Genomic DNA, 22,777 nt, shown 5'->3' on the forward strand with positions numbered 1-22,777 from the left:
CTGTCGACCGCGCACAAAGGCCGGACACATGACCGCTTTCAACCCAAACAAAATCTTACGCCAACACCTTGTTTCGGCGGGGCCGTCCACACATGTGGTATTAGCGTACCAGCACCATAATGCGAATCGACTCTATCAGGCGCAAGCAATAGTGTTTCACGTTAAAAATACATTAATAGCCTTCTATTTTTGATTTATTCTGCAGCTAGGAAAGCTCTACCATAGGATGCACTGCGGGTGAATAGCAACGTTACTTTGATAACGCCAATTTAACAATGTAAATGCAAATTTAACTATCTTATTGGTTGTATTTTTACATTGACGCAACAAATGTGATTTTGCTGTCATGCGAACGTTCGTTGCGCAGAGGAAAAATTTCCGATCCATTTACGGAAATATTATTGCACATCGTATGACCCGTTGGAGTTGCTGTTGCGTTCCATCTCCTTTCGCACCTATTCCCAAATCGAGCCCGTGCTGCAATCAGAGGCAGCGGAGTGCGGGCTGGCGTGCCTAGCGATGGTGGCGGGGTATCACGGCCATCGGGTAACGTTGTCTGAGCTGCGGCGGCGGCATGCCGTGTCGCTGAAGGGCACCACACTCAAGACTCTGATTGCCATCGCCGACGCGCTGGGTTTCACCGCCCGCCCGTTACGGCTAGAGCTGGACGACCTGTCCAAGCTGAAGCGCCCCTGCGTGCTGCATTGGGACTTGGCGCATTATGTCGTACTGAGTCGGGTGACGCCGCGCTGGGTGGAGGTGCACGACCCGGCCAGCGGCCTGCGGCGCCTGACCCATGCCGAGGTGTCCAAGCATTTCACTGGCGTGGCGCTGGAACTGACCCCGGCGGTCAGTTTCCAGAAGCGCGAGGTGGTGGAACGGGTGCGCCTGGCCGACCTGTGGTCCAAGGCGGCAGGCTTCATCCCCAGCCTGGTGCAGATCCTGGCGCTGTCGGCCCTGCTGGAACTGTTCGGCCTGGTGTCGCCCCTGGTCAACCAGATGATCGTGGACGACGCCATCGCCAAGGGCGATTTGGACCTGCTGAACGTCATCGTCATCGGTGCCGCCCTGCTGCTGCTGATCCAGGTGAGCACGACGCTGCTGCGCGGCTATGTGCAGATGCACTTCGGTACACTGCTGACTTTCCAGATGCGGGGCAACCTGCTGCGCCATGCCCTGCGCCTGCCGGTGCCGTGGTTCGAGAAGCGGACCCTGGGCGACATCCTCTCCCGCTTCAACTCGCTGCAGCCGGTTCAGGACCTGCTGGCCGCCGGCATAATCTCCGTGGCGCTAGACGGGGTCATGGCCCTGATCACCCTGGTGGTGATGATCCTCTACGCTCCCGTTTTAACCGGCATCGTCCTTGCCTCGCTGGCATTGTTGATCGGGGTGCGGCTGGGCACCTTCCCCTGGCTGCGGCGCCTGGCCAACGAGGGTATCCAGTATCAGGCCAAGGTGGACAGCGTGTTCCTGGAGACCATCCGTGGCGCCCGGGCGTTTAAGCTGTTCGGACGGGAGCGGGAGCGCCACGCCGTGTGGCAGAACGCCTACGCCGACAGCGTGAACAACGGCCTGCGGGTGCAGAAGGTGGGACTGAACGGCGGCGCCGGCCTGTCCATCCTGTCGGGGGCGGAAACCCTGCTGGTGTTCTATCTGGGCGCCAAGGCTATCATCGCCGGAGAGATGACCCTGGGCATGCTGATGGCCTTCCAATCCTACCGGGGCCAATTCTCCAGTGCCGCGCTGTCGCTGGTGAACCAGTTCTTCAAGTTCCGCATGCTGGGCCTGCACCTGGAACGTCTGGCCGACGCCGTGCATGAGGACGTCGAAAGGGGCCTGGATGCCGAAGTGCGCGAGGACCGCCCGCTAGCGGGTGCCTTGGCGCTACGCGCCATCAACTTCCGCTATGCCCAGCACGAACCCTGGGTGCTGAAGGACGTGGCCCTGTCCATCGAGCCTGGGCAGTTCGCGGCCTTCGTTGGGCCTTCGGGCGGCGGTAAGTCCACCCTGTTGAAGCTGTTGATGGGGCTCTACCCGCCTAATGAGGGGGAGGTGCTGGTGGACGGCCTGCCGCTGACCGCCTTCGGCCTGCGGTCCTATCGGGAGCGTATCGGTGTGGTGATGCAGGACGACCAGCTGTTCGCCGGCACCATCGCGGACAACATCGCCTTCTTCGACCCCGAGTTGGACCTGGAGCGGGTGGAGGAGGTGGCCAAGCTGGCGGCCATCCATGATGAGATCGTGCGCATGCCCATGGGCTATATGACCTTGGTGGGCGATCTGGGTTCCACCCTGTCGGGTGGCCAACAGCAGCGGGTGCTGCTGGCCCGCGCTCTGTACCGTCGTCCCAGCATTCTGTTCCTGGATGAGGGCACGGCCAATCTGGACATGCTGGCGGAGCGCCGCATCATGCAGGCCTTCGCCGCCTTGTCCATCACCCGGGTGGTGGTGGCGCACCGGCCAACGGCCATCGAGGGTGCCGACCGGCTGTTCGCGGTGGAAGGTGGGCAAGTGCGGGAATTGGTACGGGAGGTATCCAGCCAGCCGCCGCACCTGGTACCCACCCCAGACGAGACGCTGGAGGCCGTGCCATGACCGCCGGCCTGTTCCGCCCCGAGGCGGTGGAGAACCGCCGCCGACGCCTGTGGGGCGAAGTCATCATCGTGCAGCCGGTCAGCCACGGGGTGATGACAGCGGTGCTGAGCCTGTTCACCCTGGCGGCAGCGACTTACCTGGTGACCGGCACCTACGCCAAGACGGAGACGGTGCAGGGCTACGTCGCCCCCACCGGCGGCTTGGCCCAGGTCTACGCCAGCAAGGGCGGCATCGTGACGGCGGTGCTTGTGCACGAGGGTGACAGGGTCACCCAGGGCCAGCCGCTGGTAGCGTTGTCACTGGATATGGCGGGCACTGACGGCCCGGTGGGGGAAAAGCTGCGGCTGAAAACCCAGGCGCGCATCCGCGAGAGCGACGCGCAGATCGCGGCAGCCGAGGCGCGCTATGCCGAGGAAGGCCGGCGTCTGGCCGCACGCCTCAAGGGCATCGCGGAGGAACTATCCAGCCTGGACCAACGCCTGGTGTCGGAGCGGGACCTGCAGGTGCTGCAACGGGACGACGTGGCCCGGTATGCCGGCCTGGAGGCGAATGGCAACGGCACGCGACTGGAACTGTCGCGGCGCAAGCAGCAGGTGCTGGCGCAAGAGGGCGCCATCCGCGAGTTGGAGCGGCAACGGGAAGCGCGCCAGGGTGACCTACGGGACACGCAATCGCAACTGGCCTCCCTGCCAGCGGAGCGGGCGGACAAGCTGGCACAACTGCGCAGCGCGCGGAGCGAGCTGGAGCAGTCGCTGGCGCAGCTGGAGGTGAACCGGGGCTACGTCATGGTGGCGCCGGTGGCGGGACGGGTGGCGGCGCTGCAAGCGCAGCCCGGACAGACGGCGACGGCGCAGTCGCCGCTGGCGGCCCTGGTGCCGGCGGAAAGCGACCTGGAGGCCAACTTGTTGGTGCCGTCGCGCGCGGCTGGCCTGATCCAACCGGGGCAGGAGGTGCGGCTGCGGGTGGATGCCTTCCCCTACCAGCGCTTCGGTGCGGTACGGGGGCGGGTGGTCCAGGTCAGCCACGCCACCTATCGCGAGGGCGAGCTGCTGGCGCCCATCCCCTACAAGGATCCAGTCTACCGCGTGACCGTAAGCCTGGAGCACACCAGCGTCACCGCCTATGGCGAAGACCGGCCGCTGACCTCCGGCATGACCCTGACCGGCGATGTCGTCACCGACCGCCGGCACTTCATCGACTGGGTGCTCGACCCGTTAAGGGCCGCGCGCAGTCTGGGCGGCAAATGAGGAGGTACTAGACGCAATAATAATTATCAAAACGTCTGATTCAAATGAACAGGAACATAGAATGATTGAGATTTCTTTAGATGAATGCGCCTGGGTTTCTGGCGGCGACGCCAGTGTTTCGGCTGGCGGTAGTGGATTGGGCGCGGGTGATGGTTATAGCTACACCGGAAGTAGCGGTCCGGCCACCTCGGCCCAGATCGAGGCCTACAAGAAGGAGCAGGCTTGGCTGGCCGCCCATCCCGGCATGACGGAAGCGGATTATCCGCATCCGTGGCAGGGGGTGGCGGTGGTGATCCTGATGGCACCGGTGGGCAACAACTCCGCCCACAAGATCCTTTGGTTGAAATCGTTGTGACAGCGTCTCTGGTTGCTGCCGGAGTTGGCCTTATTGTTTTTGCCACTGGCGGCGCTGTTCTTATTGCACCGGCTGCCTACGCGGCCATTACCGGTGAGACTTTGGCTGGCGCGGCGGCTATTGCGCGCTTCGCACCGTCTATAGTTAACGCCATCAAAGCCGCAGGCACCGTTACCACAGCTGCATTGGCGAATGCTACTGCCGCCGCCGCCGCAGGCACTCGTGTCAGCGGTGGTTCCATTCCCTAAGTGACAGACAGCCGCCTACCTGTTAGAGGATCCCTAGCAGGTAGGCGCGCATTCTATGGAAGCGGGAAATGATAATTAGGAATTTGCAAAATACGTCCACCTATATGGCGTTCGTCAGTGCAGAATCTATAATTTCTGGGAAAAAGATAAAAGTATTCAAATTCAATAACGACGAAATTAAGCATATGATGAAGTTTTCGTCATATGGTATATGTGCATCTTCTATTTCTATAGTATTATATTTTATTGCGATTTATTGCGATAAAGCAACATATGCGCCAATACCACTTGTAATTTCTACAATTTTATTTATGTCATTTATTGTCAGGGTGAAATTGTTTTTTGGAAGGCGTTTAGAACAGTTAACATTGAATAGAAGAAATTTGCGCATTGAGAAATTTTCCATATTGGATGCATATTATATTATATCAGTAACGACAATGGCAATAACTTATATTTCATTGTACGATATATTGCGTCCGGAAAGATATGGAATATCTCATAATTCTGTGGTCGAGTTTATTTCAGGTGCCGTAAACATAGTGCTTGTAGGTGGCGCATCTTTTTCTATAATCGTCCTTATTATATTGATGCGGTCATATATTAGAAATTTGTTTTCTTCCAGGATGGCCAAGTAAATTCTGGATATTATATTCCATTGTAATCTGTCACTAGGTTTGTCGCACCTCGTTCATTAGCACGCTGCTGCCGCAAAGGGCGGTCATGGCGTTGACTTCGCTAGGATAGGAATGCTGCCTAAACAATTTCCACCCTGATATGGTGCCCCGGGGAGGGGGTTCCGGCCACGCCGCCGACGTGGCCGGAACCTGCCGTCCGCCGGGAGGGAGCGACGGCGGCCGGTTTCGGACAGCGGACTTGCTATCCGAGCAGGAGCGTTGCTAGCGCTTTTGGCTTACCGGACGCCCCGCCTTCCCAGGCGGTTCCGCTAACGATGCCCGTGGGACGCCTGACCACCCTTGCGGCCGGCCTCCGACGCGCGTTCCGGATTGTTGGCGAAGTTGCCGTCACCGCCCCGGTTGCCGCCGCCCGACGCCTCGCCGCCCTTGCGGCCAGCCTCGGACGCCCGCTCGCGGTCGTGGGCGAAGTTGCCTCCAGAGGCCTCACCGCCCTTGCGACCGGCTTCAGCGGCCAGCTCCCGGTCCTGGGAGAAGCTGCGCTTCTCGTCCGGAACGCTGGCACCGCCCTTGCGGCCGGCTTCGGCCGCCAGCTCATGATCCTGCGAGAAGCTACGCTTCTCATCGGGCACGCTGGAGCCACCCTTGCTGGCGATATCCCGCTGCTTGTCCTCGTCCATCGAGGCGAAGCCGCGATTGGAAGTTCCATTGTCCTTGCTCATGACGTCCTCTCCATTCTGGGGAAGCACCGCCGTTTCCGTATTCGGCGCACCCCGGCCCATCCGGGCCGGATATCTTATCTTTTTGGCGGTGTGTCATATAAAGGCCAAGCGTTCGTATTGGTTCCAAATTTCGCGAGATAAAACTATTTTATGAAGTACAGATAAGTCAAAGCTGCGCTTAAATTCCGAAAATACATAAATTTCCACTTGTGCGCGATCGAAAATTCCCCTCTACGCCTATAATTCCGTCATCATCCCTCGACGAAGATTTCGTTTTGCATGGAACGGAAGCCGGCGTCGGCGCTTCTCCGCCAGCAAGGCCCTGGGCGGGACATATCGGACCGCCCGATCAGATCGGAGAGCACGCCATGGCGCAAAAGACCCTGCAAACCATGTTCATCGAGGAACTTCGAGACATCTACAGCGCGGAACGCCAGATCGTCCGCGCCCTGCCGAAGCTGGCCAAGGCGGCGTCGGCCGACGATTTGAGGCAGGCGCTGGAGACCCACCTGGAGGAAACCCGGGGTCAGGTGGAGCGGCTGGACAAGGTGTTTGAGACGCTGGACACCAGCAGCCGCAGCCGCGGCAAAAAATGCGAGGCCATGGAGGGCATGCTGTCGGAGGCCAATGAGCTGCTCGACCTGGGCCTGTCACCGGAGGCGTTGGACAGCGCCATCATCGCCGCGGCCCAGAAGGTCGAGCATTATGAGATCGCCAGCTACGGCTCCGCCATCGCCTGGGCCGTGGCGCTGGGGTACAACGAAGCCGCCGACATCCTGTCCGAAACACTGGAAGAGGAAAGGAACGCGGACCAGATCCTGAACAAGGCGTCCCGCACCGTGAACGACACGGCGGCGGAACAGGTTCGCGCGGCCTGACGCGACGGTTGGCCGGGTCCCGGTCGACCTTGACCGGGACCCGGTGGCCCGTCAGGGCGCCTCGCCGAAATCCAGGTTCCGGCTGAAGAAGGGAATGACCTGTTCCTGGATGCGGAACGCCACGTGGCTGGTGTGGGTACCCGGGTAAATCTCAAAGCTGTTGGCGATGCGGTAGCTGTCCAGCGCCTCGTGCAGCTTGCCGGCATCGACCTTGAGGCCGTCCTGGTCACCCACGTCGATGGCGATGGCGCGATAGCGGCGCAACGCCCCGACATATTGGTCCATGAAGGCCAGCGGGGCGTTGGCCGCCCATTTGGCCAGCACCTCCGGCCGCGGCTGCCCATCCTTCACGGGCAGGTCCAGGTACAGCGGCGGGTTCTGCGGATTGGGCGACCAGGCGGCAGCGGTCGCCAACTGCGCCCGCGCCATGAACGGCAGCGTGCCGGAGTCCGCCGGCGCCTTCACCGCCTCCAGCGTCTCCCAAATCTTGGGGTCGATGGGCCCCAGGACCCGAGGCGACAGACAGCAGGGGCTGAGCATGTAGAGCGCGCCGAAGATGTCGGCATGCTTCATGCCGATGCGGGAGGTGCCGTAGCCGCCCATGGAGTGGCCGGCCAGGCCCCGGCTCTCCCGCTTGGCGATGGTGCGGTAGTGCCCATCGATATAGGCCACCAGGTCGCGGGAGATGAAGGTCTCGAAATCGCCTGTGGTCACCGAGCTGGAATACATGGAGCCATTGTGGACCGTCTTGCTGTCCGGCAGCACGACGATCATCTCCCGCGCCCCTTGGGCGTAGGCGCCCTCGATCGTCTGGGGCACATGGATTTCCGCCATCCACTGGGCGGCGCCGATGGAATAGCCGTGCAGGGCGTAGACCACGGGGTAGCGCTTCTTCGGATTGGCGGCGTAGCCGGGCGGCAGCACCACGTAGACGTCGCGGTCCACGGCGTCGCCCTCCAGGTTACCTTCCAGCGTGGGGGCGTGCACGGTGATGTGCTCCACCGTCGCCGCGCGGGCGCCGGCCACCGGGGCGGGCGCTTCCGTCGCCACCTGGGCGCGGGCGGGGCCGACGCCTACCCCCACCGCCAACGCCATGGCCAGGCAATAGGCCGCTTTTCTCATTCGTTCCTCCCTAGATATCGTTGGCCTGGGAATATCATTGGCCGGCAACCCCGGCAGGGCCGCCCATGCGGATCGGGAACTCGTAGATCGAGGTGGAAAGCGCCGGCACGGTCAGTGGCCCGCGCAAGGACGGGGCTGGCGCCTCCAGGATGGTCACCTGCGGGGCGGCGCCCACCTTGTTCTGGGCATCCAGGTCCGGCCCGCTCAGCCGCCAGACGCGGCCGGCACCGTCGGCCTTCGCCCCCTGGACCGCCAGCGACAGCGGGTGCGGCTGGAAGGTGGCGTTGACCACCGCGACCCGCAGCGCGCGCCGATCGGGGCTGAGGCCGGCGACGATGTCCAGCGGATAGGTCGGGCTGCCCGACTTCACCTGGGGATGATCGTAGCCCACCGCGAACTTCGGGTCCGGCGGCGGCGCATCGCCCGTCACCGCCACGGGGATGACACTGGCGCCGAACCGATCCCCATACAGTTTGAAGACCTGGCCCGTCGCGTTCAGGGTGGCCCCCGCCGGGGTCACGTCCAGGGTGGAGATGCCGAAGGTGAAGGCGCTCATACGGATGAAATCCGAATGACGCAGCATCTCCTGCAGCACCATGGAATAGGCCAGCGCCAGCTTCAGGGTGGGTTTGTTGCCGGCCCCTATGTAGGCATACTCGTCGATGGACAGGAAAATGGGCGACTGCGCCATCGCCGGGAAGCGCCGCTGGTAGATGGCCCATTCCTCCGCCTTCATGCGCACCTGGTTGGCGGGGGCGCGGGCGAATTCCATCAGTTCGTCCGCCGGCGGGGCGTCGGGGCGCTTCTCCACCATGTCGTACCAATGCTCGCTCAGGCCGTCGAAGTCGCCCCAGGCCTTGGCCAGCAGCCCGCCGGTCCAGTCATTCTCGGTCCCGAACTTGGCCTGGATGCTCTCCAGGCTGGCGTTCTCCTTGGCGTCGCGCGGATGCATCTGGTCCGGCATGGCGCCGGAACCGATCAGGGTGATGGTCGGGTCCACCGACCGCATCGCGGCGGCGAACTCGCGGTGCTTGATCATGAAATAGTCCAGCGAGGTGCGGCCGATCTGCCACCAGCCGTAAGGCTCGTTCCCAATGTTCCAGTAGCGCACGCCGTAGGGCTCGGGATGGCCGTTGGCGGCACGCTTGGCACCCCATTCGCTGGTCGCCGGGCCGTTCAGGTACTCCACCTCTTCCGCCGCCGAATGGGCGTCGCCCAGGCCGGCGTTGACCGTCACGTAGGGGTCCACCCCCAGCAGGCGGGTCAGCGCCATATACTCGTCCATGCCCAGGTCATTGGGCTGCATGGCGCTCCAGGCGTAGTCGTAGACGGGCGGCCGCCGGTCGCGCGGGCCTAGGGCCTGGTGCCAGTCCCAGTTCGACAGGAAGTTCCCGCCCGGCAGGCGCCAGAAGCCGGAGTGCAGCGACTTCAGCACGGCGGTGGTGTCAGCCCGCCAGCCGTCCACATTGTCCGCCGGCATGAGGGTGACGGTACCCACGCGGAAGAAGCCCGTGCCCGTGCCCGTCACCTCGAACCGGGCGTCCAGCGTATCGGCCCCGGGCTTGAAGGCGAAATCCAGGCTCTGCCATTCCGCCGTCAGCGGCGGCAGGGTGACCGTCTGGCGGTCCCCGGCACCCACCCCCCAAATCAGCGCCACCGTCAGCACCGTGCCCGGGGTCCCGTTGGCCACGATATGTCCGACATAATCGCGCCCTTGAGCCACCCCCAACCCGCCTTGGCCGAAGCCATGCGGTGCCGCCGCGTCCACCGCCACGCGCACGCTCTGGGCGCCGACATAGGGTTGGACCCGGTCCATGGTCACCGCCGCCTCATCCCCGATGGGGCGCCATTTGCGATTGACCAGCGCCGGCTTGCCTTCCACCGACAGCGGCTGCGGCGGGTCCTTCCCCTCGGCGACGACGGGGAAGTAGAATTTGCGGTCGTCCAGCAGTTCCGCCCACAGCGCGCGGTTCATGAGGCCGCCAATGGGTTCAATGAACATGCCGTAGGCGTAGGGCGTGACGGCGGCGCTGGCGCGCGTGGCGTCGATACGCGCGGTGATGGGCCGCGCGGTGACGGGGCGCGTGGTCGCGGATTCCGCCGCCGCGTGCGCGATACCGCCCAGCAGTGCTGTCGAAAGCGCGAGAACCGCCCCCAGGCGGTTGTGCGTGGCTGCCATTATCCCCTCCCAGGTGGGCCCTTCCCTGACGGGTCGCCCGATTTTTGCCCCCCGTCCGTGACGGCGGGGGGTGTGCGTGTCAGCGCAATGTGAGCGCTAACATGATTTAATTGTCTGAGTATTTGATTTGGAGTCAAGATGTGTCAGGGTGGCGCCACAAAAAACGGGAGGAACAGGTGGCGGCGCGCGGATGGCGGAGCGAGGACGGCCGGAAGGGCCAGGCGGCCCGGCGGCGACGGCGGGTGCGCACCTTGGCGGCCGGCCTGCTGGCGCTGAGCCTTTCGCCCCGGCCGGGGCTGGCCCAACCCATGCCGACACCGGTGTCCATCACCGTGGACCTGGCCCATCCGGTGGGCCCGACTCACCCGCTCTACGCCTGGTTCGGCTATGACGAGGCCAACTACACCACCATGCGTGACGGCCGCGCCCTGCTGACCGAGCTGCACGACCTGGCGCCGGTGCCGGTGCACATCCGCACCCACCACCTGCTGAGTTCCGGCGACGGCGTGGCGGCGCTGAAATGGAGTTCGACCAACGTCTATTCCGAGGACGCGGCCGGCAACCCCGTCTACGATTTCCATATCCTGGATGGGATTTTCGACGCCTATCGCGACGCCGGCGTGGTGCCCATGGTGGAACTGGGCTTCACGCCCAAAGCCCTGGCCAGCGGCGCCGGACCTTACGAGGATGTTTATCCCGACGCCGCCATCGGCGGCACCGTGCACAGCCCGCCCAAGGATCCCGCCAAGTGGCGGGCGCTGATCCGCACCGTGGTGGCCCACCTGGCGGAGCGCTATGGCCGGGAAGCCGTGGCCGGCTGGTATTTCGAGGTGTGGAACGAGCCGGACATCCCCTATTGGCACGGCACGCCCACCCAGTATTTCCAGCTGTACGACACCACCGTCGCCGCGGTTCGCGACGTACTGCCCCAGGCCAAGGTGGGCGGTCCCGCCACCACCGGGCCCGGCGGGGCCAGCGGCGCCCAGTTCCTGAAGGATTTCCTGGACCACGTCGCCGCCACCCAGGTGCCGCTGGACTTCATCTCCTTCCACGCCAAGGGCCAGCCCACCTTCCAGGACGGGCAGGTGACCATGGGCCTGGCGCAGGAACTGACGGACGTGGACAAGGGCTTCGCCCTGATCGCCGGCCACCCCGAATTCCGTCCCCTGCCCATCATCCTGTCGGAGGCCGACCCCGAGGGCTGCGCCGCCTGCTCCATGACCGTCAACCCCGCCAACGCCTATCGCAACGGCGCGCTGTATCCCGCCTATACCGCCGCCGCCTACAAGCGCCTGTTCGAGCTGGCCGACCGGCACGGCGTGAACCTAGCGGCCATGCTGAGCTGGTCGTTCGAGTTCGAGGGCCGGGCCTATTTCGAGGGCTTCCGCGACCTGTCGACCAATGGCATCGACAAGCCCATCCTGAACTTCTTCCGGATGGCGGCGATGCTGCGCGGCACCCGCGTCGCCACCGCCGGCGCCACCATCCGGACTGCGGCGGACATCATCGCCCACGGCGTGCGCGACGCGCCGGACATCGACGCCCTGGCCACCGCCGACGCGCGCGGCGCCGCCGTGATGGTGTGGAACTATCACGACGCGGCGACGCCGGCCGACCCCACGCCCGTGGCGTTGAGCCTTACCGGCCTGCCCAAGGCGGCGGCGCGGGTGCGGTTGAGCCACTACCGCATCGATGACCGCCACTCCAACGCCTATACCGCCTGGCAGGCCATGGGGTCGCCGCAGAACCCGACCCCGGCGCAACTGGCGGAGCTGAAGGGGCAGGCCGGGCTGCAACTGATGGAATCGCCCCGTTGGCTGGCACCCTCGGGTGGCACCGCCATCCTCACCCTGGATATGCCACGCCAGTCGGTCTCGCTGCTGGCGCTGGATTGGTAACGACGGCCCCGGCCGACCTCAAGAACCCGGTAAAAGAACAAGGAATGGGAAGGAAAAGAATGCGTTATCGCCCCCTGACACGCGCGCTGCTGCTCGGCGCCGCCTTCTTCGCCGTGGCACCGCAGGTGCGCGCGGACCAGCCCGCCGCCCCCGCCGTCAGCGAGGCGTGGCAAAAGGCGCAGGCGCTGGTCGCCCGCATGACGCTGGATGAGAAGCTGGGCCAGCTGGTCAACGTGGCGCCCGCCATCCCCCGGCTGGACATCCCCGCCTACAACTGGTGGACCGAATCGCTGCATGGTGCCATCGGCGCCGTCCCCACCACCAACTTCCCCGAACCCATCGGCCTGGCCGCCACCTTCGACGCCCCCCTGGTACACGACGTGGCGGGGACCGTCAGCGTGGAGGTGCGCGCCCTGCATACCCTGGGCCGCGCCACCGGCCATCTGGGCCGCATCGGCACCGGGCTGGATACCTGGTCGCCCAACATCAACATCTACCGCGACCCGCGCTGGGGCCGCGGCCAGGAAACCTATGGCGAGGACCCCTATCTCACGGCGCGCCTGGCGGTGGCCTTCGTCGGCGGCATGCAAGGGCCCAACCCCGACCTGCCGGACGTGGTGGCCACGCCCAAGCATTTCGCCGTGCACAGCGGCCCGGAATCGACCCGCCACGCCGCCAACGTCTACGTGTCGCCGCACGACCTTGAGGACACCTACCTGCCCGCCTTCCGCGCCGCCATCGTGGAGGCGCGCGCCGGGTCCATCATGTGCGCCTACAACCGCATCGACGGGCAGCCGGCCTGCGCCAGCGACCTTCTGCTGAAGGACCATCTGCGCGGCGCTTGGCACTTCACCGGCTATGTCGTGTCGGACTGCGACGCGGTGAAGGACATCGCCGACAATCACAAATACGCGCCGGACCAGGCCGCCGCGGTGGCCGCCGCCCTGAAGGCCGGGGTGGACAACGAGTGCAACGTCGCCACGCTGTTCGGCGGGGGCGGCGGGCTGGCGGCGCGCTACAAGGAGGCGTACACGCGCGGCCTGATCGGTGCGGCGGACGTCGACCTGGCGCTGGTGCGCCTGTTCTCCGCCCGCTACCGCAACGGCGACCTGCCCGGCCTGGACCGTCGCAAGCAGGACGTGCCCGTCCAGGCCATCGGCACGGCGGAGCATCAGCAGCTGGCGCGCAAGGTGGCCGGTGAAAGCATGGTGCTGCTGAAGAACGACGGCGTGCTGCCCCTGAAGCCCGGCGCCAAGGTGGCGGTGATCGGGCCGCATGGCGATTCCACCCGGGTGCTGCGCGGCAATTATTCCTCGGCCCTGTCGGCCCCACCGGTGTCGGTGCTGGACGGCCTGCGCCAGGTGATGCCGGGCGCCCGCGTCACCCACGTCCCCTTCAACGAGACCGTCATGGACGGCGACCCGGTGCCCACGTCCGCCCTGGTGACGCCCGGCGGCAAGCCGGGCGTGCGGGCGCAATATTTCAACGCCACCGGTCCGGTGAAGGCCCCGGCACCGGACGCGCCCTTCGGCTCCATGCCGCCGCTGGAGGTGGCGTCCAAGCCCGTGCTGACGCGGGTGGAGGCGCAAGTGGGCGGCAGTGGCCATGACCAGAAGACGGTGGCGGAGAATTACCGCGTGGTTTGGACGGGCTTCCTGGTGCCCCCCGAATCCGGCACCTACCGCCTGGGCATGACCGGCTTCTCCGGCGGGGAGTTCGAGTTCGACGGCCGCCGCGTGGACCTGGGCACGCCGCTGTGGGGTGACCTGCCCAAGCTGGAAACCGTGACCCTGGAAAAGGGCAAGCGGTATCCCATCCGCGTCGCCACCGACGTGCACGGCATGGGCGGGGTGGAATTCCTGTGGAAGCGGGTGGCGCCCGCCGCCGCCGCTGACGGCGACCTGGCCGCGGCCGTGGCCGACGCCGACGTCATCGTCGCCGCCGTGGGCCTGAGCGCCGACCTGGAAGGCGAGGAGATGAAGCGCCAGATCGAGGGCTTCGCCGGCGGCGACAAGACCTCCCTCGACCTGCCGTCGGAGCAGCGCCGCCTGTTGCAGGCGGCCAAGGCCACGGGCAAGCCGGTGGTGGTGGTCCTGCTGAACGGCAGCCCGCTGGATCTGTCCTGGGCCAAGGACAACGCCGCCGCCATCGTGGAGGCCTGGTACCCCGGCCAGGCGGGGGGCCTGGCCGTCGCCGACGTGCTGTCGGGCAAGACCAACCCGGCCGGCCGCCTGCCGCTGACCTTCTACCGCAGCGTGGCCGATCTGCCGCCCTTCAACGATTACGCCATGACGGGCCGCACCTATCGCTATTTCACCGGCCAGGCCGTCTACCCCTTCGGCTACGGCCTGTCCTACACCCGCTTCGACTATGGCCCCGTGACCGTGGAGCCGACACACGGCGGCGCCGAGAACGGCGTGCGGGTGACGGCCACGGTGACCAACACCGGCGATCGCGCCGGCGACGAGGTGGCGCAGCTGTACCTGAAGCCGCCGGCGTTCGAGGGGGCGCCCCGCCTGGCGCTGCGCGGCTTCCAGCGCCTGTCCCTGGCGCCGGGCGAAAGCCGCACGGTCTCGTTCGAGCTGTCGCCCCGCGACCTCAGCTTCGTCACCCGAGATGGTGATCGCCAGGTCATGGCCGGCACCTATCAGGTCAGCGTCGGTTCCGGCCAGCCGGACAGCGGCGTGCCCGTCAAGCAGGGGCAGTTCGCCACCACGGCGGCGCTGTCCATCGAGCGCTAAGCCCCAAGTCCGCATGCGGCCCAGTCTATGCCTGCCGAGGCTATGCCTTGAAAGACTGGGCCGTGTCGCGCAGCGCCTCGGTGATCAACAGGCGCATGGCATCGCGCGCCGCTTCCGCGTCGCGGGCGGCGACGGCGTTCAGGACATGGCGGTGCAGGGGGATGGGGTCGCGCAGCACCACCCCCTCGCGCAGCTTGTGGATGGTGCTCCACCGCACCGCCGCCCCGATGCTGACGGCCAGCGACCCGATGAGCGGGTTGCTGCTGGCCTCCAGCAGGGTGTCGTGGAAGTCGGCGTCGGCGGCCTGCCCCTCCTCCGCCGCCAGGGTGTGACGATCCATGGTGTCCAGCGCCGCCGTCATGCGGGCCAGCTGTTCCCCGGTGCGCCGCTCCGCCGCCAGGGCGGCGATGCCCGGCTCCACGATCATGCGCAGTTCGAACAGGCTGTAGATGAAGTCCTTGCTGGGCTCGGCCGCGAAATGCCAGGCCAGGATGTCGGGATCCAGCAGGTTCCAGCGCGACCGGGCGCAGACCTGGGTACCGCTTTTGGGCCGGCTCTCCACCAGCCCCTTGGCCGCCAGGATGCGCAACGCCTCGCGATAGGCGGAGCGGGAGACCTTCAGCCGCTCGGCATTGACGATCTCATTGTCCAGGACATCGCCCGGCTGGTAGCGGCCGGTGACGATGTCGGTGCCCAGCTTTCGGGCCAGGGAGCCGTGCAGCCGACCCATCGGGGAACCCCGGCCCAGACGGGTCAGCCCGGCGATCAATTCATCCATACGACAATCCGCCGGCGCTGACGTCCACAGGGGCGGCCCCACGATGGGCCACCGCCAGCACCGTTGTAACATTCGCGGCGGCGACGGCCAATGTCAGGCTGGGCTCTCTTACCGGGGGTCATAACCTGGCTTTTTATAAAGCGTGTCGGGCTTGTCCACGATGTCGGGCTTGTAGACCGTCTCCACCCAGTCGGCGGGATCGACATCTTCGATGCTGATGGAAACCGATGCCTCGCTGCTGCCCATGTGGGTCATGAGGGTCCGGGTCAGTTCCCCGGCCAGCTTGGCCTTCTGCGCTTCGCTGCGGCCGGCGTACATCTTCACGATGATGTGGGGCATGGGTGAGGCGGCTCCGTACAGGTCGAGGTCCATCAGCTGGTCGGCAGCTGGTCGGCCCGCACGGGGCCGCCGAGACAGGCGGGTGTGGGCCGGCCACCTTAGCAGAGGCCGGGCGCGTTCAGGGCCCGCGATCACGCATGGTCGATCGGGCATGGTCTTATGGCGGCCGCGGGCCTGTGGCGGCGCTTCGCGGCGGCCGACATCTTCCCCTTCTGGTTGCTGCACCCGCGAAAGACGCCGGAGTCCCCGATGCCGCGCCGCCGTTGTTCGCCACGCGTCACTGGCTGAGACCGCTCTCATCGCCCCGTCGCCACCGGAAATGTTGGTACAAATGACACACTCCCCCTCTCAAAATCGCAATGTTCAGATTTTTGTCGCCCCTACTCGCACCCTGTGGTAGCGTTACCATTGCATAGGGTTGGGGCTTTCCACGACAGTGGCGGCTTAGAATTACTCTAGCGAACGGGAGGATGAACGCTGGCCGGCAAATCATGCCGCTTGGCCGCCTGCGATAAGCTGCACACGGGATTTTGCATATAAATATGATAGCGCTAACAGCTGCTGTTGGTGTTTTCGTATTTCTGTGTCCCGTGCCCGGTATCACAAACAAAACCAGCGCCTTTAAAACTAGGGAGGGAAAATATGGTAAGTTTCCAAAGAAAAAAGGGAGTGTCCAAGTCACCGGCGGCGAATTTCCGCACGGCCGTTCTGGCCAGTGTTTCGCTGATAACCATCGCGGGCCTGGCAACGCCGGCATTCGCGCAAACGACTCAGCCCAGCCCAGACAAGGGCGGCGCCAATTCCGATACGATGGAAGACATCATCGTCACGGGCATCATCGGATCTCTGCAACGTAACCTTGATATCAAGCGCGAGGCGGATGGCATCGTCGACGCCATTTCGGCCGAGGACATCGGTAAGTTCCCCGATTCCAACGTCGCGGCCTCGATGCAGCGCATTCCCGGCGTGTCCATCAGCCGTGGCACCAGCAGCATGGGCGGCGTGCCCACCTCCACCGGCGACGCCACCGCCATCACCGTCCGCGGCTTCGGCCCCAGCTTCAACGAGACGTTGTTCGACGGCCGTGTGTCCGCCTCGGCCGCCAGTTCCGGCCGCGGTTTCGACTTCAGCTCCGTCAGCTCCGACTTCATCGGGCAGATCGACGTCCTGAAGTCGCCGGACGCATCGCTGTCGGCCGGCGCCATCGGCGCCACCGTCAACATCAAGTTCCCCAAGCCGCTGGAGCATTCGGGATTCCGGGCCGCCGGCTCGGTTTCCGGCTCCTACGCCTCCGACGCGGATGGGGCCTCCCCCAACGGCGCCATCCTGGTCAGCGACACCTTCGCCCACGATACCTTCGGCATCCTGCTGGCCGCCGGCTTCAACGAAACCCAGACCCTGGGCAACCATGTCAACAGCCAGGGCTGGATCGGCACCACCAGCGATAAGTTCGGCAGCCTGGCGTCCGGTACGCCGTCCGGCGTTCCGGCCTGGTTCATCCAGGACTACGGCCTGTACCAGGAACACAGCGACACCATCCGCAAGTCCGGTCGCCTGGCCCTGCAGTGGCAGCCGTCCGATCAGCTTGAAATCACGCTGAACGACGACTTCCAGCGTGAGGACGCCCACCAGAACCAGTACGGCTATAGTATTTGGTTCAACTCTGGCAACCTGCAGAACGTGAAGCTGAACAGCAACGGGTCGGTGGTCGATTTCGTCCAGCCCAACACGCCGACCGACTTTCAGGCCCAGTACAACAGCCAGGTGCTGGAGAACAACCTGTACGGCCTGAACATCAAGTGGACGCCGACCAACAACTGGAAGATCACGGTCGACGCCGCCCGCTCGGAATCCTGGCAAAACCCCGACGGCCAGCTGACCAGCCTGGACGCCGACGTGGGGTATGGTTACTGCAACAAGGCCGGCGTCTGCACGAACACCAACAACGTGGGCATCACCGGCGTTGGGGCCGGGTCCCTGCCCTATCCCACCGTCTACGGTCCGAACGGTGACACGTCGCACTTCACCAACGGCTTCATCGGGTCGCACGTCTTCCCGATGAGTTCGACCCGCAACTACAACGTCATCGACCAGGGCAAGGCCGAGGCTGAATGGAAGAGTGGCGACACCACCATCCGCTTCGGCATGCAGTACATCGACAACAAGGAAAACCTGGCCAGCTACGACACCTTCACCAATAGCGATTGGCAGGCATACAGTGGCTATGGTCCGGCGTCCGGCTCGCCCACCGGCGTGGCGCTGCCGCAGGATTGGTTCACCAAGACCTTCAGCACGGCCAACTTCATCCCGGGCTTCGCCAACAACGGCAACCTGCCGCCGCAGATCCTGATGGCCAACCCGGGCCAGATCCTGAACTACCTGCAGGGACTGGGTAATCCGCAGACCAAAAACATCCCCGGTTTCAACACCGGCTGCTGCACCCCGCCCTTCGACGGTACCTACCGCCTGATCCTGTCCCCCGGTTCGTTGCGCAACATCGAGGAAGAGACCTTCGCCCCCTATCTGGCGGCGACGTTCAAGACCCAGGTGGCCGACATGCCGCTGAAGGTCAACATGGGCGTCCGCGAGGAAATCACCCATGTGATTTCGTCCGGCTTGGGTCAGTCGCCGACCGCCTTCAGGGTCACCCCTGGTGACCCCACGGCGTTCACCATCGACTACGGCCCCACCTCAACCTTCAGCGCCACCAACAATTACCAGTACATGCTGCCCAACCTTGACTTGACGTTGGGTGTCACCGACGACCTGCAGGTGCGCTTCAACGCGTCGCGTACCCTGACCCGGCCGCCGCTGAACTACATGACCCCGACCTACAGCATCGGGACACAGCGCGTCGGCACGGTATCGGCGTCGGGCGGCAACACCGCCCTGATGCCCTACCTGTCCGACAACCTGGATTTGGGGGCCGAGTATTACTACCAGCGTAACTCCTACGTCTCGATCGATGGCTTCATGAAGAGCGTCAGCAACTTCATCATCGGCAATACGGCGCAGAAGACTTTCGCTGGCGTCATCGATCCGACGACCGGCGCGCCGGTCCAGTACAGCTTCAGCTCTTACATCAATAGCCCAACGGCCCAGGTCTACGGCCTGGAAATGGCCATCCAGCATGTGTTCGGTGACACCGGCTTCGGCTTCCAGGCCAATGCCACCGTCGTCGGCACCGACAAGCCCTATGATCCGAACAACCTGGCGGTCAGCAACTTCGCGGTCACGGGCCTGGCCAACTCCGCCAACTTCGTCGGCTTCTTCGACAAGTACGGGTTCCAGGCACGTATCGCCGTCAACTGGCGCGATGAGTACCTGGACCACTTCGGCCAGGCGCAGGGCGGTTCCATCTACGGGTCCGAGCCGACCTTCGTCGACCCGGCCTGGGAAGTGGACTTCAGCACCAGCTACGACATCAACGAGTATGTGAGCGTCTACTTCGAAGCCTTGAACCTGACCAACGAGACCTACTCGACCCATGGCCGGTACAAGGAGCAGTTGCTGGATGCCGTCGCCTACGGGCAGCGCTACACCTTCGGCGCGCACTTCAAGTACTGACCTTTGTTTGTGAGCGTACCTTCCTCCTAACTCCTGAGGGGCCGCCGTGGCACGTGGCGGCCCCCTTTTTCCCTCTGGGGGAGTGGGGGAAAGGCCTTACACTGGACCGATACCGGATGCCGCATGCCCCCGCCAGGGAGGGGGGCCGGCGTCCCCGAAAACCAGGATGCCTTCATGGATCGTCCCATCCAGCATATCGTCATCGTCGGCGGCGGTACCGCCGGCTGGCTGACTGCGGGCGTCATCGCCGCCCGGCACAAGGCGCGCATGGCCTCGGGCTTCAAGGTCACCTTGGTGGAATCCCCCAACGTCGCCATCATCGGCGTGGGCGAGGGCACCTGGCCCACCATGCGTACCACGCTGGAAAAAATGGGTGTGTCGGAGACGGAGTTCTTCCGCCATTGCGACACCGCCTTCAAGCAAGGCGGCAAGTTCGTGGGCTGGACCACCGGCGCCGACGACGACGCCTATTACCACCCGCTGATGCTGCCGCACGGCTGGTCCCAGGTGAACCTGGTGCCCCATTGGCTGCAGGACGGGCGCGGCCGCACCTTCTCCGCCGCCGTCTGCCCGCAGGAGGCCATCTGCGAGGAAGGCCTGGCGCCCAAGACCATCGCCACCCCCGAATACCGGGGCTTGGCCAACTACGCCTATCACCTGGACGCCGGCAAGTTCGCCAACTTCATGCAGAAGCACTGCACGGAAAAGCTGGGCGTCCGCCATGTCCTGGCCGACGTCACCCAGGTGAAGCAGGACGAGGCCGGCGACATCACCGGCCTGGTGACCGAGCAGGCGGGTGAGATCACCGGCGACATGTTCGTGGACTGCACCGGCTTCCGCGCCTTGCTGATCGGCAAGACGCTGGGCGTGGGCTTCAGGGAATGCCGCGACGTGCTGTTCTGCGACACGGCGCTGGCGGTGCAGGTCCCGCATGAGAGCGAGGACGCCCCGATGGCGTCGCAGACCATCGCCACCGCGCAATCGTCCGGCTGGATCTGGGACATCGCCCTGCCCACCCGGCGCGGCCTGGGCTACGTCTATTCCAGCGACCATATCGATGAGGAGGCGGCGCGGGCCGAGCTGGCGCGCTACGCCGGCACCCAGGCCGAGGCGCGCAAGATCCCCATCCGCTCCGGTCATCGCGAGATGTTCTGGAAAAACAATTGCGTGGCCGTGGGCCTGGCCGCCGGATTCCTGGAGCCGCTGGAAGCCTCCGCCATCATGCTGATCGAGCTGTCGGCCAAGATCATCGCGGACCAGTTGCCGGCCCGCCGCAGCGTCATGGATGTGGTCGCCCGCCGCTTCAACGAGGTGACGCACTACCGCTGGGGCCGCATCATCGATTTCCTGAAGCTGCATTATGTCCTGACCCAACGGACGGACACGGCGTTCTGGCGCGACAACGTCGATCCCGCTTCGACACCGGAACGGCTGCGGGATCTGCTGCGCCTGTGGAAATACCGCGCGCCCTGGTTCCTGGATGAGTTCGACCGGCTGGAGGAGGTGTTCCCCGCCGCCAGCTACCAGTACGTGCTGTACGGCATGGGCTTCCGCACCGAGGTGGACCCCGCCGAAAACAGTGCCGACGCCCTCCTGGCCAGCCGCATCATGGAAGAGAACGCGGCCATGGCCCAGAAGATGAGGGCGAACCTGCCCAAGAACCGCGACCTGGTGCGTAAGATCCGCGACCACGGCATGCAATCGATCTGAGCCCGGATGGGACCCATGACCAATATCGCCATCGTCAACGCCCAAGCCCACCGCGACCTGCAGGTGAAGGCCAAGGCCAGCCCCGCCTTTGACGCCAAGCATTTCGTCGCCGTCATCGTGGCCGAGTTCCCCCTGCTGGCCGTGCAGTGCCCCATCCTGCTGTCCAAGGACGCGGAAACCGGTGCCTTCGTCTGTGGCGCCGTGCTGGGCTTCGCCCAGAATGAAAACCTGTTCCTGACGCCGGACGGCTGGCAGGGCTATCGCCCGCTGACCCTGCAGCGCGGCCCCTTCTACACGGTGGGGGAGGATCTGGCCATCGACCTGGACGATGCCCGGGTGGGCACCGACGTCGGCGAGCCGCTGTTCGCGCCGAACGGGGAGATGACCCCCTATCTGCGGGGCATCATCAACGCCATGCAGGAATTGCGTCCGGGGCTGGAGCGCACCAAGCGTTTCATCGAAACGCTGATGAACCTGAAGCTGATCGAGCCCATCGACATCAGCCTCAGCTTCGACGACGGCAGCCGGCATGAGTTGGCCAACCTGTACACCATCGACCGCGAGGCCCTGCGCGCCCTGCCGGATGCCGCTGTGCTGGACCTGTTCCGCCGCGGCTATATGCAGTTGATCTACCTGATGATCGCGTCGCTGAAGCATGTGCCCCTGATGGCGGAGCGCAAGAACAGGCAGCTGAGCACCGGCCCGGCCCCGGCCTGGGGCTGACGGCGGCGCCCCCATGACGACCGAAGTCGCCGAACGCGACGGCCGCACCGTCACCTCGCCGGGGCAGTTCCTGGGCGAGGTGGTGGCGGCGGGCCGCCCCCTGGCCCTGCGCGGCCTGGTGGCGCACTGGCCGGTGGTTGGGAAAGTCACGCCCGCCGCCCTGCGTGACTATCTCAGCGGCTTCGGACCGGGCGCCGCCATGGAAACCTTCGTCGGCCCGCCGGAGATCCGGGGCCGGTATTTCTATGGCGCGGACCTCAAGGGTAACAATTTCGAGCGCCGCACCCTGCGCCTGGGTGAGGCGCTGGACCAGATGGTGCGGGCCCTCGACGACCCCGCCTCCCCCACCCTCTACGCCGGGTCGCTGACCCTGGACGACCATCTGCCGGGCTTCGCGGCGGATAATGCCATGCCCCTGCTGCCGCCCGGCGTGGCGGGACGCATCTGGCTGGGCCACGCCTCCACCGTCGCCACCCATTACGACGCGTTCGAGAACCTGGCCTGCGTGGTGGCCGGCAAGCGGCGTTTCACCCTGTACCCACCGGCGGCCGTGGGCGACCTTTATGTCGGCCCCATCGACAACACCCTGTCGGGCCAGCCCATCAGCTTGGCCGCGTCCGACCCCGACAACCCCGCCTATCCACGCTTCCACGCCATCCGCGACCAGGCGCTGGTGGCGGATCTCGAGCCCGGCGACGCCCTGTTCCTGCCCAAGCTGTGGTGGCATCAGGTGGAGGCGACCGCCCCCTTCAACGGCTTGGTCAACTACTGGTGGGACGCCTTCGCCACCGGCCCGGACGCCCCCTTCACCAGCCTGCTTCTGGCCATGATCACGATGGCCGAGCGGCCGGAGGCGGAACGGCAGGCCTGGCGCGCCTTCTTCGACCATTACGTCTTCCGCCCCCAAGGCCATCCCCTGGCCCACCTGCCGGCGGAGCAGCACGGCGTGCTGGGCCCCCTGAAGGCGGGCAACTACGGCCGCATCCGCGCCCGGGTGATGCAGTTGCTGCGCGGGGGGTGAGAAGGCTTGCCTTCCACCC

At 65.1% G+C, this 22,777-nt stretch carries 15 protein-coding genes; 10 read left to right on the plus strand and 5 right to left on the minus strand.

Annotated elements, in window-relative coordinates:
• Positions 1–432 precede the first annotated feature (432 nt).
• The 3 genes from FBZ89_RS13070 (at position 433) to FBZ89_RS13080 (ending at position 4,197) form a co-directional block, all read left to right on the plus strand.
• A complete protein-coding gene (locus FBZ89_RS13070; RefSeq protein WP_211115214.1) occupies positions 433–2,595 on the plus strand; it encodes a peptidase domain-containing ABC transporter in 2,163 nt (720 codons plus the stop codon).
• Positions 2,592–3,842, plus strand: coding sequence for an HlyD family secretion protein (locus FBZ89_RS13075; protein ID WP_145750415.1), 1,251 nt, complete (start codon positions 2,592–2,594; stop codon positions 3,840–3,842). The genes FBZ89_RS13070 and FBZ89_RS13075 overlap by 4 nt, the downstream gene beginning before the upstream one ends.
• A gap of 61 nt (positions 3,843–3,903) precedes the next feature.
• On the plus strand, positions 3,904–4,197 hold the full coding sequence (locus FBZ89_RS13080) for a hypothetical protein (protein ID WP_145750416.1): 294 nt from the start codon (positions 3,904–3,906) through the stop codon (positions 4,195–4,197).
• A gap of 1,194 nt (positions 4,198–5,391) precedes the next feature.
• Here the strand turns inward: FBZ89_RS13080 and FBZ89_RS13085 are convergent.
• Positions 5,392–5,802 carry a con-10 family general stress protein gene (locus tag FBZ89_RS13085; protein ID WP_145750417.1) on the minus strand — a complete coding sequence of 137 codons (411 nt, stop codon included), beginning with the start codon at positions 5,800–5,802 and terminating at the stop codon, positions 5,392–5,394.
• A 368-nt stretch (positions 5,803–6,170) separates the two neighbouring features.
• On the opposite strand from FBZ89_RS13085, the gene FBZ89_RS13090 reads away from it, so the two are divergent.
• Positions 6,171–6,680, plus strand: coding sequence for a YciE/YciF ferroxidase family protein (locus tag FBZ89_RS13090; protein ID WP_145750418.1), 510 nt, complete (start codon positions 6,171–6,173; stop codon positions 6,678–6,680).
• A 51-nt stretch (positions 6,681–6,731) separates the two neighbouring features.
• Here FBZ89_RS13090 and FBZ89_RS13095 read toward each other — a convergent pair whose 3' ends face one another.
• Entirely contained in the window at positions 6,732–7,802 is a 1,071-nt protein-coding gene (locus FBZ89_RS13095) for an alpha/beta hydrolase (protein ID WP_145750419.1), read from the minus strand.
• A 34-nt stretch (positions 7,803–7,836) separates the two neighbouring features.
• Positions 7,837–9,981, minus strand: coding sequence for an alpha-L-arabinofuranosidase C-terminal domain-containing protein (locus FBZ89_RS13100; protein ID WP_246172171.1), 2,145 nt, complete (start codon positions 9,979–9,981; stop codon positions 7,837–7,839).
• A gap of 176 nt (positions 9,982–10,157) precedes the next feature.
• Here FBZ89_RS13100 and FBZ89_RS13105 point away from each other — a divergent pair, with 176 nt between their 5' ends.
• Positions 10,158–11,879, plus strand: a complete 1,722-nt coding sequence (locus tag FBZ89_RS13105) for a GH39 family glycosyl hydrolase (RefSeq protein WP_246172172.1) — start codon at positions 10,158–10,160, stop codon at positions 11,877–11,879.
• A 59-nt stretch (positions 11,880–11,938) separates the two neighbouring features.
• Positions 11,939–14,620: a glycoside hydrolase family 3 C-terminal domain-containing protein gene (locus FBZ89_RS13110; RefSeq protein ID WP_246172173.1), complete on the plus strand. Its 2,682-nt coding sequence runs from the start codon at positions 11,939–11,941 to the stop codon at positions 14,618–14,620.
• Positions 14,621–14,660: 40 nt separating this feature from the next.
• On the opposite strand, the gene FBZ89_RS13115 is transcribed toward FBZ89_RS13110, so the two are convergent.
• Both FBZ89_RS13115 and FBZ89_RS13120 read right to left on the minus strand, forming a co-directional pair.
• On the minus strand, positions 14,661–15,398 hold the full coding sequence (locus FBZ89_RS13115) for a FadR/GntR family transcriptional regulator (RefSeq protein ID WP_145750421.1): 738 nt from the start codon (positions 15,396–15,398) through the stop codon (positions 14,661–14,663).
• A 108-nt stretch (positions 15,399–15,506) separates the two neighbouring features.
• On the minus strand, positions 15,507–15,737 hold the full coding sequence (locus FBZ89_RS13120) for a tautomerase family protein (protein ID WP_145750422.1): 231 nt from the start codon (positions 15,735–15,737) through the stop codon (positions 15,507–15,509).
• Positions 15,738–16,406: 669 nt separating this feature from the next.
• On the opposite strand from FBZ89_RS13120, the gene FBZ89_RS13125 reads away from it, so the two are divergent.
• The 4 genes from FBZ89_RS13125 to FBZ89_RS13140 all read left to right on the plus strand — a co-directional run bounded on the left by FBZ89_RS13125 (position 16,407) and on the right by FBZ89_RS13140 (position 22,758).
• Entirely contained in the window at positions 16,407–19,304 is a 2,898-nt protein-coding gene (locus FBZ89_RS13125; RefSeq protein WP_211115215.1) for a TonB-dependent receptor, read from the plus strand.
• A 174-nt stretch (positions 19,305–19,478) separates the two neighbouring features.
• On the plus strand, positions 19,479–21,014 hold the full coding sequence (locus FBZ89_RS13130) for a tryptophan halogenase family protein (RefSeq protein WP_145750424.1): 1,536 nt from the start codon (positions 19,479–19,481) through the stop codon (positions 21,012–21,014).
• A 15-nt stretch (positions 21,015–21,029) separates the two neighbouring features.
• Entirely contained in the window at positions 21,030–21,737 is a 708-nt protein-coding gene (locus FBZ89_RS13135; protein WP_186457342.1) for a SapC family protein, read from the plus strand.
• A gap of 13 nt (positions 21,738–21,750) precedes the next feature.
• A complete protein-coding gene (locus FBZ89_RS13140) occupies positions 21,751–22,758 on the plus strand; it encodes a cupin-like domain-containing protein (protein WP_145750426.1) in 1,008 nt (335 codons plus the stop codon).
• Positions 22,759–22,777 lie beyond the last annotated feature (19 nt).

Origin of the sequence: Nitrospirillum amazonense (assembly GCF_007828045.1) — a bacterium.
GTDB classification, from domain to species: Bacteria; Pseudomonadota; Alphaproteobacteria; order Azospirillales; family Azospirillaceae; genus Nitrospirillum; species Nitrospirillum amazonense_C.

Coding starts and splice junctions, on each gene's coding strand:
- FBZ89_RS13075 (WP_145750415.1), top strand. CDS start 2,592: ATGACCGCCGGCCTGTTCCGCCCCGAGGCGGTGGAGAACCGCCGCCGA.
- FBZ89_RS13080 (WP_145750416.1), top strand. CDS start 3,904: ATGATTGAGATTTCTTTAGATGAATGCGCCTGGGTTTCTGGCGGCGAC.
- FBZ89_RS13085 (WP_145750417.1), bottom strand. CDS start 5,802: ATGAGCAAGGACAATGGAACTTCCAATCGCGGCTTCGCCTCGATGGAC.
- FBZ89_RS13090 (WP_145750418.1), top strand. CDS start 6,171: ATGGCGCAAAAGACCCTGCAAACCATGTTCATCGAGGAACTTCGAGAC.
- FBZ89_RS13095 (WP_145750419.1), bottom strand. CDS start 7,802: ATGAGAAAAGCGGCCTATTGCCTGGCCATGGCGTTGGCGGTGGGGGTA.
- FBZ89_RS13100 (WP_246172171.1), bottom strand. CDS start 9,981: ATGGCAGCCACGCACAACCGCCTGGGGGCGGTTCTCGCGCTTTCGACA.
- FBZ89_RS13110 (WP_246172173.1), top strand. CDS start 11,939: ATGCGTTATCGCCCCCTGACACGCGCGCTGCTGCTCGGCGCCGCCTTC.
- FBZ89_RS13115 (WP_145750421.1), bottom strand. CDS start 15,398: ATGGATGAATTGATCGCCGGGCTGACCCGTCTGGGCCGGGGTTCCCCG.
- FBZ89_RS13120 (WP_145750422.1), bottom strand. CDS start 15,737: ATGCCCCACATCATCGTGAAGATGTACGCCGGCCGCAGCGAAGCGCAG.
- FBZ89_RS13130 (WP_145750424.1), top strand. CDS start 19,479: ATGGATCGTCCCATCCAGCATATCGTCATCGTCGGCGGCGGTACCGCC.
- FBZ89_RS13135 (WP_186457342.1), top strand. CDS start 21,030: ATGACCAATATCGCCATCGTCAACGCCCAAGCCCACCGCGACCTGCAG.
- FBZ89_RS13140 (WP_145750426.1), top strand. CDS start 21,751: ATGACGACCGAAGTCGCCGAACGCGACGGCCGCACCGTCACCTCGCCG.